This is a genomic window from Listeria monocytogenes (assembly GCF_900187225.1).
Classification (GTDB): Bacteria; Bacillota; Bacilli; order Lactobacillales; family Listeriaceae; genus Listeria; species Listeria monocytogenes.
The window spans coordinates 349761-364593 of the sequence record NZ_LT906436.1 but is presented as its reverse complement, the minus strand read 5'-3'; the positions used below and the strand labels follow the sequence as shown (position 1 = coordinate 364593).

Annotated in this window: 6 protein-coding genes; 1 reads left to right on the top strand and 5 read right to left on the bottom strand. The window is 35.2% G+C overall.

Annotated elements, in window-relative coordinates; genetic code table 11:
• Window positions 1-131: 131 nt before the first annotated feature.
• Together inlI and CKV70_RS01740 are read right to left on the bottom strand one after the other, a co-directional pair.
• Window positions 132-5468 carry a class 1 internalin InlI gene (gene inlI / locus CKV70_RS01745; RefSeq protein WP_014600477.1) on the bottom strand — a complete coding sequence of 1779 codons (5337 nt, stop codon included), beginning with the start codon at window positions 5466-5468 and terminating at the stop codon, window positions 132-134.
• 428 nt (window positions 5469-5896) lie between these two features.
• Complete coding sequence (locus tag CKV70_RS01740; RefSeq protein WP_010989426.1) at window positions 5897-6232, bottom strand: hypothetical protein; 336 nt, start codon at window positions 6230-6232, stop codon at window positions 5897-5899.
• Between the two features lie 495 nt (window positions 6233-6727).
• Between CKV70_RS01740 and CKV70_RS01735 the strand changes: the two genes are divergently transcribed.
• Window positions 6728-8629: a lmo0331 family class 1 internalin gene (locus CKV70_RS01735; RefSeq protein ID WP_014600476.1), complete on the top strand. Its 1902-nt coding sequence runs from the start codon at window positions 6728-6730 to the stop codon at window positions 8627-8629.
• Between the two features lie 183 nt (window positions 8630-8812).
• Here CKV70_RS01735 and CKV70_RS01730 read toward each other — a convergent pair whose 3' ends face one another.
• From CKV70_RS01730 to CKV70_RS01715, 3 genes are all read right to left on the bottom strand, one after another.
• Window positions 8813-9493: a hypothetical protein gene (locus tag CKV70_RS01730; RefSeq protein ID WP_014930822.1), complete on the bottom strand. Its 681-nt coding sequence runs from the start codon at window positions 9491-9493 to the stop codon at window positions 8813-8815.
• 137 nt (window positions 9494-9630) lie between these two features.
• Complete coding sequence (locus CKV70_RS01725) at window positions 9631-13677, bottom strand: MucBP domain-containing protein (protein WP_077346014.1); 4047 nt, start codon at window positions 13675-13677, stop codon at window positions 9631-9633.
• A 201-nt stretch (window positions 13678-13878) separates the two neighbouring features.
• Window positions 13879-14751, bottom strand: coding sequence for an Rgg/GadR/MutR family transcriptional regulator (locus CKV70_RS01715; protein ID WP_014600473.1), 873 nt, complete (start codon window positions 14749-14751; stop codon window positions 13879-13881).
• Between the last annotated feature and the right edge of the window lie 82 nt (window positions 14752-14833).

Sequence of the window (14833 nt, the reverse complement as noted above, 5' to 3'; positions counted from 1 at the left end):
ACATTAGAAATTAGAAGGAAGCTTTTCCTCATTAATTCCTGTTGGATTTGGTTCGATAATTAATAAAAGCCTTATAAAATATCATTATTTAATGAATTCTATAAGGCTTCTATTATTTAAAGTTTATCCATTTATTGGTTCGTTTTTGGTTTTCTAAAAAGGAATATACTAGCAACAATTAGCATATTAAAACCGATTAAAACTGCTAATATCATATTTTCAGTATCTCCGGTTGCAGGCAACGAATTATTGTCTACTTTTAGCTTCGTATCAGTACTTGATGGTTGATTTGTTTTCCCTTTAACTTTAGGGTCATCTTTACTAACTTGTGTATTTTTTTTGTATTTAAAAGTAACTGTTTGCGATTTTTCGGTAAAAACACCTTTAGCAGAATCATCGCCAACTACGCTATAGCCTTCAATTGCTTTTGCTTCTACACTATAACTATCATCAATGTTCCCTGTAACCTTTTTAGAATCAGCTAATTTCTTACCTGACTCATCTACATACTGAACTGTTATTTCGCCTGATTTTTTTGAAGGAGTTGCTGTACTGTATGTGAAAGTAATAGTTTGCGGTTCTTCTGTTATCTTACCGCTTGTAATTGCTCGGCATGAATAACCACTCACCGTTTGCGCCTCAGCTTCAAAATCATCCCCTACTTCGCCAGTGATTTGTTTATCTTCGGCAACTGCTTTTCCATTCGTATCTTCGTATTTAATCGTTACAACACCAGGCTTGATTGCTTTATAATGGAACACAACTGTCTGCTCAACTGTTGAAAATACACCGCTTAAAGTCGCATCACATTTGTATCCAGCTATAGATTTCGCATCAATAGAAAATGTTTCATCTAAATTACCAGTTAAGGTCTCCGCTGCACTAATTTCTGATCCATTTTCATCTACATATTTCACATTTACTTTTTCAGCAGCGGCATCACTAACAATGACGCTCACTTCTACTGGATTGGCAGCTTGGCCATCTTCATTCGTAGCAGTCAGTGTGACAGTATAAGTTCCAACTTTATTAATATCTACTTTTTCTGCAAAATCGGTTTTAATTTCCACATTAGCTTCATCGATTTTTGCTTCACTATCATATAAAAATCTTCTTTCGTCTGTTTGTTCATGTTTGTTATATTTTACTTCTGCATTCGCTGTAATTACTGGTGCACTTTCTGCTTCAATATGAACAATTACTTCAATTGGTGTAGAAACAGCCCCATCTTCGTTTGTAGCATTTATCGTAACAGTATAATCTCCTGTTTTACTTCTATCTACTACGGAATCAAAATTACTTGTTGCTTTGGCTGTACTTGGCGCTTCCGTTCCTTCTAAATGAACATCTTTGAAGAAATCGGATTCGGTTACAGCTTCATTTTTCGCATAGCTTACTTCTGCATCAGCTTTTAACGCCGCGGCTGGTTCTTTATTTATTGTAACGGTCACTGCTACTGGTTCTGCGCTAATGCCGTCTTCATTTACAGCATTAAGCGTAACTGTGTAGCTCATGGCTGTTTTGAAGTTTGTCGCGGTCTGGAAATTAGAGGTGATTACAGTAGAGCTTTGACCATCACTACTTGTTGCATGAATATCTTCTAAGAACTTCGCTTCCGTTATGTTAGCGAACTTGTCATAGGAAATAGTTGCATCGGCTGTTATAACAGGACGTTCTCCTTGTTGAACATGCACAATTACTTCAACCGGCGTAGCCTTTACGCCGTCTTCATTCGTAGCATTTAATATTACTGTGTAATCGCCAGCTTTATTTAAATTCACATCTGTGCTGAAGTTACTTGTAATCGCTACATTTTTGTCACTAATAGTTGCATGAATATCATTTAAAAATTCTGCTTCACTTACTTCATCAAATTTCGGATAAGTTATTTCCTTATCTGCAGTGATCTCTGGTGCTGGAATTTTCCTTACTATGACAGAAACTTCTTTAGGTGCCGATACTCCGCCATCTTCATTTGTAGCAGTAATCGTTACTGTGTACGTTCCTGGGACGTCTAGTTTAACTACTGTTTCAAAATCACTTTCCAAAACTGCGGTTGTTGGGCTCGCGTTAATACTAGCATGGACATCTTTTAGAAATTGCGTTTCATTAATCTTCGCATATTTTTCATATTGTTGTGCCGTATTTGTGCTAATTGTTGCTATTTTCTCTTTTTCCACATGCACAATAATCGCTGTTGGCGTGCCCGCTACACCATCACTATTAATAGAATTCAGTGTAACAGTATAATCACCAGCTTTATCTAAATTAACTGCTGTAGCAAAATTAGAAGTTACTATAGAGCCATCATTTGTATCTGCGTCTATATCATCTAAGAACGCCGCTTCGGTTTTTTTCGAGAATTTATCATACGTGATTTCTGTCTTAGCACTTATAATCGGCGCTGGGTCTTTATTTACAGTAACAGTGACATAAACCGTTTCAGCTTTCACGCCGTCCTCATTTTCAGAGTTTAGTGCAACTGTATAATCTCCGCCTTTATTCAAGTTAACTGCTGTACTAAAATTGGTTGTAATAGCTGTATCCAAGTCTGTGCTGGCATGAATATCTTCTAAAAATTGTTTCTCTGTAATAGTTGCATGTTTATCATAACTAATTGTTTGGTCTGCCGAAATGACAGGCGCTCCGTGAAGAACTTTGACAATTACTTTGCAACTATCCCCTTGGATTCCATCTTTTTCGGAAGTTAAAGTAACTTCATATTCGCCAAAAGTGTTTAAATCCACCACTGTAGCAAAATCACTTGTAACAGGTGCCCCGTCTGATGATTTTGCATTAACATCTTTTAAAAACTGCTCCTCTGAAATAGTATCACCAATTGTATAAGTTTGCTCTGCATCTGCAGTTACTTTGGCTGCAGATTTATAAGGTTGGGTGACTGTTCCTGAGAAGGTTAAACCGTCTTTTAACCTATTAAAGTTAAATAAAGTGGAACTAGACGTAGCGGTCATATTAGTCCAAGTTATTTTCCCGTCCTTGTAATTACCAGAGTTTCCTATGGATGATGGCGCTAGTAGTGTGCCGTCATACCAAATAACCGGATTATCTATGGTAAACGAGCTTTGATATGATAATACAGTTGGCAATGTATATGTTTGATTACTCGCAGTTACAATTGCCCCTCGATTAACCATATTAGCGACAGGACTAATATCAATAATTTTATTTTTTGATACAACTAGCTTGTTTAAATTTTCCAAATCACTAAGTGCTGAAATGTTTTCAATCTTGTTGTTTTCAAGTGTTAACTCTTGAAGATTCGTTAAATTAGACAATGCAGAAATATCTTCAATTTTATTGGAATCTAAATTCAAGTAGATCAGTCTTGATAGCGTGGAAAGTCCACTTATATCATCAATATAAACATTATTTCGCAAATTTAATTCCGTTAGATTTGTTAAATCACTTAATGAACTTAGGTTTCCTTCTGTTCCAGTGTAATTAAGGTAATTGTTTTGTAAATCTAAAATTCTCAGTTTAGGAACACCGTCCATCGTTCCTAGGCTTCTTAAATAAGAATTATTATCTGATACTATTAATGTTTCTAAATTGGGTAGGTCACCAATTGGAGCAAGCGACGGTATTCTGTTGAAAGATAAGTTTACATAGGTTATATCTGGTAAATTATCCATCGTACCAATATTGGTAATCAAATTAGCTTGCGCATTAAACGTCTCCAAGCTTGGTAAATCATGTATAACTGATGTACTTGTAATTCTATTTGAATGCACATCTAGACTTTGCAATTTTGGTAAATTATCAAAGGTACCTATATTTGTAATTAGGTTGTTACTCGCATCCACTTTTCTTAAATTCGGCATATCGTGAATCATCGAAATATCTGATATACTGTTATTTTGAGCGTAAAATTCCTTAAGCGAAGGTAATTCAGTCATTTTACCGACTGTTCTAATGACATTATTTGATATATTAATATAATTTAAACTCGGGAAATTTGTTAGTGTACTCACATCTGATAATCTATTCGAACTAACATTCAGCCATTCTAATAGAGGTAATTTTTTCAAGTCCCCTATGGTTGTAAGATTATTTACACTTACATCTAAATAGCTTAATCGCGGTAAGTCGGTTATTTCACTTATACTAGTTATTTGATTTTCCTTAAGATCTAATTTTTCTAATTTAGGAAGGTTATCAAGCGTTCCAATAGATGTAATTCCACAGCCATCCAAAGTTAATGTTTTTAATTGTGGTAAATCGGTAATTGCAGTAATATTGGTTAAATTTTCATTGTCTGAAAGAACTAATGTCTGTAATTTTGGTAAATTATTCAGTGTTCCTAAATCTTCAATTGCACAGCTATCCGCCGTAATATTCACCAGATTAGGCAAGTTCTTCAAGCTTGTGATTTCTTTCAGTTTACTACAACCACTTAATTGAATCATTTCGAGTTCCGAAAGCCCGCTAATATCTCCAAGCGTTTCTAAATCGGTACAGTTACTCGCATCAATCAATTGGAGCTTCGTCGCCCCGTTCAATGTCTCTAAACTTTTTAAAGAAGCATTCCCTTTAATATAGAGATTTTTTAATTTTGGAAGTTTCGCTAATGAAGTTAAGTTGGTTAAATCATTTTCTTGCAAATAAAATGTTTCTAGTTCTGGCAAAACAGCACCAGCCGGATTCTTTAATTCCAAGGTTTTAATATTACAGCCTTGCGCGCTAATTTCTTTTAACACTGGCAACGATGCAACTTGTGAAATATCTTCTAACGCCTTATTTGCAGAGACATTAAGTTCTTGCAAATTAACTAAATCCTCCACCCCTGAAAGATTTACTAATGTTCGATTGGAAGAAAGGTTAAGTGAAACCAGGTTTACCAAATCTTTAAGTGGAGCTAAGTCGGATATATTATTCTCACTTAAATTCAGGCTTGTTAAATTCTCTAAATATTGTAATCCTTCAATATTGGAAATATCCGTTGGGTCATTGCCCGTTTCCCCACTCAAATCAAGTTGGCTTATTGCTAAAAGAGCTGCACTATCCACTGATTCATTACCTGTTGCAGCCGCATTTCCTGTGATAATCACAGCTAATTTTTTAGCAAGATTGTCGTCTGGAAACAAAGAATTATATGTACTTCCTGCTGGCACCGCTGCTTTTAAGCTAGTTTGTTTCAGCTGGCTTTTATCTGTATTAATCTCCGTTTTAATATTAGAAGCCGGTTCTTCCGTTTTCGCTTTTTCCTCTTTTTCTGTCGTTTCTTTGCTTGCTTCTGCCTCTTTTGCTTCTTTTGGCTCTTCTGCCGTTTCATCATCTGAACTTGTTTCGCTTTCTATGCCTTCAGTAGCACTATCTGCTTCTGCCGTTTTAACTGCTGTATCTTCAGAAACCGTTGTTTCATCTGCACCTACTAACAAAGTATCAAAAGGCGCTAAATAACCAAGTAACAATACACTGATAATAACTATACTAAATTTCTTTTTCAAGACTTTCCCTCTATTCTATCTTTTAATTTATTTGAATAAAAAATCACTCTACTAATTATATGATGTTAGAAATAGTTAGATAGTCCGAATAAGTACTAAACCACCCGGAAAATGTGTCTATTTTTCGGTTTCGCTTATTAACTTACAGAGGAAGTTATATTATTAGACTATCCTTTGTCTTTGAGGAAATAATAGACAAAAAACTTATCAATTTTTTGTTAAATTGATAAGCAAAATAAGCTCAAAAAAAAGAAGACGAATCATCATCTTCTCTTCTTTACGTTTCAGGTATCATTTTACACAATCTGTAAAAGCTAATTTGTAGAGTTATAAAAAATAATTGTATGAAGTAATGATGCCTACTATATTTTGGTTTGTAGCTACCACGTCATTTACTGCCAATTAAAACAACCGCACAGCACGAAGCATCAGATTGTTAGGAATAATATTAACATAATCACATTCCCTACCGCAGTTAAAAGTGGACCAACTGTTTTAAAAGTACTTATTTTTATTCCGATAATCCCGTCAAAAAGTTGTGCTCCAATCATTACTAAAGATAATGCGACTAAGAAAGCATCTGACTTGAATATAAACAATCCTAATGCAACTATAAGTAATGATAAACTTCTTGATACCGCATATTTTGCATTTATTAATGCATCACCATTTACTTTTCTAGATTTTAAAAGTGCATCCAAAGAAAAGCCAAAACTGACTAACGCACTAATGAATGTATATAATGCACAAATATAATAAATCACAATAGGGAACTCCTTTGCTAGATAGTCTTCAAATTATATCATGTTTTTTATGATTTCTACTTGTTGATCAAGTACATGAAGAAGAAGTTTTTCGACCTTTTATTCGTCTTAAATGAGTACGCAAAAATCAAGTATATGCAACATCACAACAAATTTATACTATTATTATAACTTGTTCATATAGAAATAAGTGAAATTCTTATCTATCATTTATAAAATTATACTCCACAGAGACAAATCTTCCGATTGATTTTTAATATCAAAAAACGATTAAAACAAAGATATAGAGCCACTTATCCACGAATTTGCTATTTTAAGTATTGTTCAAAAATTAGAATCCAACCTAACTCGTAACAATTTCGACACTAATTAACCGTTGTTTTATACTTTTTTTGCGATTTCTATATAAAATCTAATCTTCACATGCTAATATATACTTTGTTTGAATATAACTGAATGGGCTAAAGACAATAGCAGCTGAAGGAGTAACTAAATATGAAACTGTCCAAAATTTTAACAATAATTGTATTAAGTGCCACCGTAACAAGCAGCTTACCGATACCAATGGTAAAAGCAGAGAGCACAACCGCAAATGAAATGAAAACCGAAAATCAATTACTAAAAACAGATTTAAAAGAAACACCGAAAGAAAAAACACCGAATAACAACCTGAAAAATCAACTTGTCCAAGCAGGAACCAAAACTTATAATGACTACTTCCCAGATGATAATTTAGCTAAAGAGGTAGCAGAAACAATGAACAAAAACGCGGATGAATCTGTAACTGTGGAGGAATTAGCTAAAATAACTAAACTAGACGCACGCAGCCAAGATATAGAAGATAGCACTGGAATAGAATTTTTGACTGGATTAGAGGTACTTAATCTTGAGGATAATCAACTAAAAAGTATAGATGTCAGTAAGAATCTAAATCTAAAAGAATTGACTTGCTCTAACAACCCGTTAGCGAATTTAGATGTTAGTAAAAATCTTGCTTTAGAAGAATTGACTTGTGAAAACAATGAGTTAACACAACTAGATGTTAGCCAAAATACAGCTTTAGAGTATTTGTATTGCCCTAGAAATCAGTTAACAAAGCTAGATGTTAGTAAAAACTCCGCTTTACGTTATTTGGCTTGTGATGTTAATCAGTTAACCAATTTAGATGTTAGTAAAAATCCAGCTTTAACAAATCTTGGCTGTACTAAAAATCAACTTACAGATTTAGATGTTAGCCAAAATCCGAATTTAGGCACTTTGGTTTGTTCTGATAACCAGTTAACCAATTTAGACGTTAGCCAAAATCAAGCGCTAGAAAATTTGGCTTGTGATAACAATGAGTTAAAAAATATAGATATTGATCAAGCTTTATCTTTAAAAGAGTTATCTTGTGAAAACAATCAACTAACGAATTTAGATACTACCCAAAATCTAGCTTTAGAGATTTTATATTGCGATGACAATCAACTTACGGATTTAGATGTTAGCAAAAACGTAAATTTATTACGTTTATTTTGTAATAATAATCAACTAACGAGTCTAGCGGTTGGAGATACGATATTGAATGTAAGATGTAATAATAACCAGTTAAAAGATATTAGTTTTTTACCAGATTATTTTACTGACGATAATGATGATTACCAAGCAATGGATCAAACATTAGTAAGTCCAACCCAAACCACACAAAATAATACACTTGTATACGCTGTTCCGACAGACCTGTTAGATAAGGATGGTAATATTGTTTCCATCATCAAACCAGATAACGGCGGAATTTATGATGCAGCTACTAGAACGATTAGGTGGGAAAATTTACCAGATAACGGTGAAGTAAGTTACACCTTTGAAAATGAAGATTATGGTAGATTTTCCGGAAGAGTTACTGTGCCATATACTGGCAAAGAAACTATCAGTATTTCTAGTGATGACGAGATCAGTTACAAAGAAGGCACTACAAAAACAGAACCAGCCTTCCTTGCAGATATCCATGCAAGCGTAACTCCAGCAACAGAAACCATCACTAGCAATTTCGCTGACGTAGTAGACTTCCAAACACCTGGTAAATACGTTGTAACTCTAAGCGTTGCAGGATCAGATGTTACGAAAGACGTCATTGTATATGTGACAGCAGAACCAAGTGAAGATAATCCTGTCGCTCCTACTCCACCAAAAGATAAAGATGATACAGATGTTAACGACGAGCAAAGTCCGGGAAACGATAAAGATGGTACAGATGTTAACAGTGGGAAAAGTACGGACAAACAACCTGTGAAAGTAGTCGAAAAGCAGTTGCCAAAAACAGGTGATATTACTAGCTTAAGTTTGTCATTAGCTGGAATTGTTTGTTTAAGCTTCGGTATTCTATTTTTCATTAAACGAAAGAAAAAAACAGTCTAATAGTGATTAAAAACCTTATCATTCGTGATAAGGTTTTTTCTATATCTACTTTACAGGTTGATAACGTAGATTACTTATTAGCAAAAAATGTACAATCAAAAAGCTATAGAAAAAATGATTTCCCCCTTTTTCTATAGCTTAACATTATTAATTAATAGTAAACTCTCGGGTCCACTTCATCCGCTATGCATTCTCAAACTGTACGTGGACCTTTTTATGCATCAAAGACTTCGTAATAAAATCTTCCTCCTTCACCTCGACTACAAATTTCAGTTTCTTATGCGAAGCCCAGTATTCCCAAAAATCGATGAATATGTGTAAATCGATAATGTTTTCTTCCATTCGTGCTTGCTGGCTCATCGTGTATTTTATTTCATGTAGACACGGGGTAAAAGCAAGGGTTTGTTCCACTGAGCAGCCTTCGATATGTTTAGAAATAATGAATTTCCATTTTTTCAACATTCTTAGTTTCCCTATAAAAAAAGCTTCTTGTTCTTGGACGGAGAAGTGTTTTTTAATTTCTGGTGTGTCTTCACCGATAAATTCAATCGTTATCCGTTTACTAAAATCTTTTAAATGCTCTAAAAAGAGAATGGTTTCGCGGAAATGCAATTGGGATAATGTTAATTTGATAATAAAATGTTGATTCCAAAGTTCTTTCACGATTTTTTGGACTTCTTTTTCAAACCACAACATAAATCTTGAATATTCCATCGTGCTTTCTAAACAAATTTGATATGGGAAAATTTCCCCAATTAATAAATTTTTGCGTTTTTTTAAGACTTTTATTTCTTTCTTTTGCACTTGTCTACTCGTTGCATCGTAATGGTTTTGTAAATGGATTTGATACTTTTTCTCTAACAAAGAATCGCCTCTTCCTTTGTGAAATTCTTTACAATAAAAATCATACATCTTTTCCAAAATGGGTATTTCTAATGTCGGATATATTAGTTAAAACACCACCACAACAATCTGCGGCGGTGTTTTAATCTACGTTATGCTTATCTTAATTTTTTACTTCCGACTGCCAAAAATACGCCTAAAATTAAAACGAGTCCTATAAGTCTTAGTAGGTTTAATAGTCCAGCATCGTCATCCCCTGTTTTAGGAAGAGTTTGCTTAACTACTTTAGTCTTAATTACTTTGCTTGCAGGTGTTTTTATTGTAAGAATAGTTGGTTTCGCTGGAGTAATAGGTTTGATAATAGCATCTTTTTTATACACATAATTGACTGTTACGTCACTTGTTCCAAAAGCACCTATTTGGTTCTTTGGTGCAGCTACTAGGCTATATCCTGGAATTAAGCGAGCTTTCGTTGTATAAGCCTCATGAATGTGATAAGTTTTTGCATCAACTGTTGGTAATGCTATTTCGTTGCCTTGTTGATCTTTAAAAGTAGAAGTAAGTTGATAATCATTTGCTTTATACACATAATTCACTTGAATATCATTTGCATTGAAAGTACCCGTTTCGTTCGTTGGTGTTTTTTCTAAAGTGTAACCCGGAATGACAGCTGCTTTCGATGTGTAAGTGTCATGAATATGGTATTTTTGCGCGTCTACTTCTGCTGCTTTTAATTCATTTCCTTGTGTGTCTTTAAATGTTGAAGTTAGCGTGTAATCATTTGTTTGGTACACGTAATTCACAGTTACATTGTTCGCTCCAAAAGTACCTTGGTCATTCTTAGGTGTTGCAACTAATGTATATCCAGGAATGACTGCTGCAGTTGTTTTGTATGTGTCTTGGATATGGTAAGTTTTCGCGTCTACTTTAGGTGCTTGTAGTTCTTTGCCGTTTGCGTCTTTGTAGGTAGTTGTTAACGTATAATCATTTGCTTTATATACGTAATTAACTGTTTCATCACTTGCGCCAAATACCCCTTTTTCATTGGCTGGTGTAGTTGTTAATGTGTAACCTGGGATGTTCAGCGCTGTTGCAGTGTATGGGTCGTTAATATTGTATGTTTTTGTATCAATGGCTAGTGGTTTTAAGTCTTTACCTTGTGTGTCTTTATATGTTGTGATTAATGCATAACCATTCGCTTTATATACATAATTAACTGTTACATTACTAGCACCAAATGTTCCTTTTTTGTTCGATGGTGTCGCCACTAATGTATAGCCCGGAATTGTTACGCCACTAGTCGCATAGCCATCCTTAATAATAAATCCTTTTTTCACGATAGCTGGTTTTAGTTCTGTTCCTTGTACATTTTTGAAAGTGGAAGTTAAGGTATATTCATTCGCTTTGTAAACATAATTGACTGTCACATTGCTCGTATTAAATGTACCTGTTTGATTTGCTGGTGCTGCCACTAGTGTGTAGCCTGGAATGGTTGCTGCGCTAGTAGAATAGTTATCTTTTGTATGGTAAGTTTTGCTGTCTACAACTGGCGCTTTTAATTCTTTGCCGTTTGCATCTTTGTAGGTCGAAGTTAATGTGTAATCATCTGCTTGGTACACATAATTGACTGTTACATTCGCCGCACCAAATGTACCGGATTGATTCGCTGGTGCTGCGACTAATGTGTAACCTGGAATAGTAGCTCCTGTCGTAGTATAAGTGTCTCTAATGTGATATTTTTGACTGTCTATGACTGGCGTTTTTAATTCCTTACCTTGCGCATCTTTATATGTTGAAGTTAGTGTGTAGTCATTGGCTTTGTAGACATAATTCACGGTTACATCACTCGCGCCAAATGTACCTGTTTGATTCGTTGGAGCCGCGACTAATGTATAACCAGGAATAGCAATATCACTCGTCGTATAACCATCCTGAATATGGTACGTTTTTGTATCTACTTTTGGTAAAGCTAAATCGTTCCCTTGTTGGTCTTTATACGTCGAAGTTAGTTTATAAGCAACTGCTTGGTACACATAATTCACTTGAATATCCGTACTACCAAAAGTACCTGATTGATTCGCTGGTGTTGCGACTAATGTGTAGCCAGGAATCACGGCTGCAGTTGTAGCATAGTTATCTTGAATATGATACGTTTTGCTATCCACAACGGGTGCTTTTAACTCCGTTCCTTGCGCATCTTTATATGTCGAAGTTAATTTTAAGTCTGTTAATTTATACACATAATTAACCGTGACATCGCTTGTATGGAAGGTTCCTGTTTCGTTCGCAGGTGTCGCTACTAGCGTATAGCCCGGAATGGTTGCTGCACTTGTAGAATAGTTGTCTTGAATATGATATTTTTTACTATCTACAACGGGTTGTTTTAATTCTTTACCTTGTGCATCTTTGTAAGTCGAAGTTAATGTATAATCTTCTGCTTTGTAAACATAATCAACCGTAATATCGCTTGTTCCAAAATTACCTTGGTTGTTTGTAGGGGTCGTCACTAATGTGTAACCCGGGATCGTTTTGGCAGTTGTTGTATAAGGATCGTTCACGTGGTATGTTTTAGTATCGACATCATCTGGTGAGATCGTCTTCCCTTGTTGATCTTTAAATGTAGAAGTTAATTGATAGCCGTTTGCTTGATATACGTAATGAACCGTGATGTTTGACGAACCAAATGTCCCAGTAGCGTTGGTTGGTGTTGCTACTAACGTATAACCTGGGAAAACTGCGGCTGTTGTTGTATACGTGTCTTGATAATGATACGTTGTCGCATCTACCACTGGTGCTTTTAGTTCTTGACCATTCGTATCTTTGTAAGTGGAAGTAAGTGTATAATCGTCTTTTTTGTATACATAATTAACCGTGACATTCCCAGCTCCAAAAGTTCCGTTCTGATTAGCAGGTGTGGAAACTAAAGAATAGCCCGGAATGGTTGCTGCTGTTGTAGTATAGTTGTCTTGGATATGGTAATCTTTTGTATCCACAACTGGCGCTTTCAGTTCTTGACCTTGGGCATCTTTGAAAGTAGATGTTAGTTTATAATCATTTGCGCTGTATACATAGTTGACTGTAGCCGGGTTCATGGTAAATGCACCGTTTTGATTGGCTGGTGTTGCAACTAAAGTATAGCCAGGGAAAGTTTTTTGTGTCGTTGTATAAGGATCCCCGTCTTTACCATTTAAAATGACAGGTGGTGCAAGTTCTTGCCCTTTTGTATCTTCATGTTTCACAGTAATAGGTCCGCCGTTTAGCGCAGCGATGTTTACTGTAACTTGTGTTCTGGCAAATTTGTTCGATTGCGTGGAAAACTTGCTTTTGATGAAAATGGTCGCTTGACCCGGTGCTGCTGCCACGCCATTGTGGATTAGTGAACTTGAACCATCATCATAATACTCGAATTCGTGTTGCGCGAGTATAGTTCGTCCAGATGTTAGTGCGAGTTTCGTTTTGTCTGGTGTTAATTGATTAAAATCAGTCCCAACAGGTACATCAATGGTATATCCAGGTGTCGTAGTTAGTTGGTCTTGTTTTTGATAGTTGTTATCGTAAAATTCTAATAGGTTATTCCCATTATTAAACTGACTTATATAGTTGGCAGGAATATTGGTTACAATCTGATTCCCTGCAGCCATTAAGTCTAAGTCTCCCCCAGTTGCATTTGTCCAGTTCGTAGTGAAAATTGCGTCTGGAACCTTCACTAAATGGTTATTTACTATCCCTAAGAATTTCAAATGACTTGCCATATTTGTTATTGTTGCAGGGATTTCTTCTATTGTTCCCCCAGAAACTTGTAATTCTTCTAACTTAGGTAGTTGGAAAACAATCGTTGGAAAGGTGCTTAAATTATTATCATTCAGAACTAAGATTTTTAGCTCTTTTAAATTCCCCACTGAGTTAGATACAGAAGATAATGTTCCATTTTTAACTTCTAACGTAGTTAAATGAGTTAACATATCGATATTAGTCGGAATATCACTTGCCCCTGTTACTCGCAAGGCGGTTATAGCTTCTAAATCTGTCTGTGTAATATTCGCTCTCGTTTTACCAGTTTCTTTTTCAATCTCTTTTATAAATGGTTCATTACTATTCATGGTTTGTTCTAACCATGTAGGTGTGCTTGCAGAAACAGTCGTAAAACTAACTGTATTGATAATAACTACAAGCGCAATTAATGCAATAAATATTTTCTTTAAAATAACAATCTTCCTCCTTTTAACGCTAAATTTGCAGTGTCAGTTGGCATTTAGTTTCTTTGCCAAAGCCCCTCCCTTCACTGTCAATGTGGCTTTAAGCCGTACTTCAGTCTATATAATACTATGCGGAGTCTTAAAAATTTCTAATGTCGCATATATACTACTCAAAAAAAGAAAACCAAAAAGAATAGTCCTTTTTAGCTTTCATTCCATCATTTTTATATCATTGTTTTTCCTCGCAAATTCTCGGTACATGGTTTCATACTCTATCGCTTTATTCTCATAACCTAATGCCCGCAAAATAGCTACTGCCTGCTCGATTTCTTCGCCACCTTCGCGCTCTTCGCCTTCTCCCCACCGCACAATTCCACGATAATACATACAAAGAATTTTGAAATAAGTACCATCACAGTCCTCACTAATTTTCTCTAAGCTTTTTATCATTAGCTCCATATGCTCTATTTCATTTCTCTCTATAAAATCATCCATGATACTAGCCAGCGCCGATTGTAAAATGCTTCTTCCTCGTTCAAAATGACGGTATCTATCCAGCGTGTTTAACAATTTATAATAGAACGGTACTCGGCTTTTCAGTGGCAAATAGTGCATCATCCGCGTAAATAAAAAGATATCCTGCAATGTCCAAAAAACCGCTTCAATCAAATAATTCTCCAAAATTTGAACTGCTTTTTTGTCCACCACTTGTTTGCCTTTTATATGATCTAACTCCAGTTTTATCGCCGCGCTTTTCACTTGATTAACTTTCCCTTTTTCTAACGATATTTTTTGGTAAAGGGATTCCCAAGCATTGGCTTCATTCGTTTTACATGTCCGCTCGTAAGCTTCCCAAAAATCTTCCTTCTCCGGCAACTCCTCTTGATGATACATTAAGAAAAATTCCTCCATACTCACCATTAACTTAGCGACAATTTTCTCTAGTAATAGGCTTGATATTGCATGTGTCCCCTTTTCAAATTCAATTGCATAAGATTTACTAATAACCCCTGTGTACACTTCTTTTTGGGAGATTTTTTTAGACTGCCTTATTTGCCGAATCAGCTCACCATAACTTATCATCCGAAGACCTCCACTTAGCTCAATTCTTGCCTTTATTTTACATTCCTTTGTTTTCTCTCTGTAAATAGTGCTATATATAGTA

Bases quoted from the DNA above. Each gene is read 5' to 3' on its own strand.
- CKV70_RS01735 (WP_014600476.1), top strand. From the start codon at position 6,728: ATGAAACTGTCCAAAATTTTAACAATAATTGTATTAAGTGCCACCGTA.
- CKV70_RS01715 (WP_014600473.1), bottom strand. From the start codon at position 14,751: ATGATAAGTTATGGTGAGCTGATTCGGCAAATAAGGCAGTCTAAAAAA.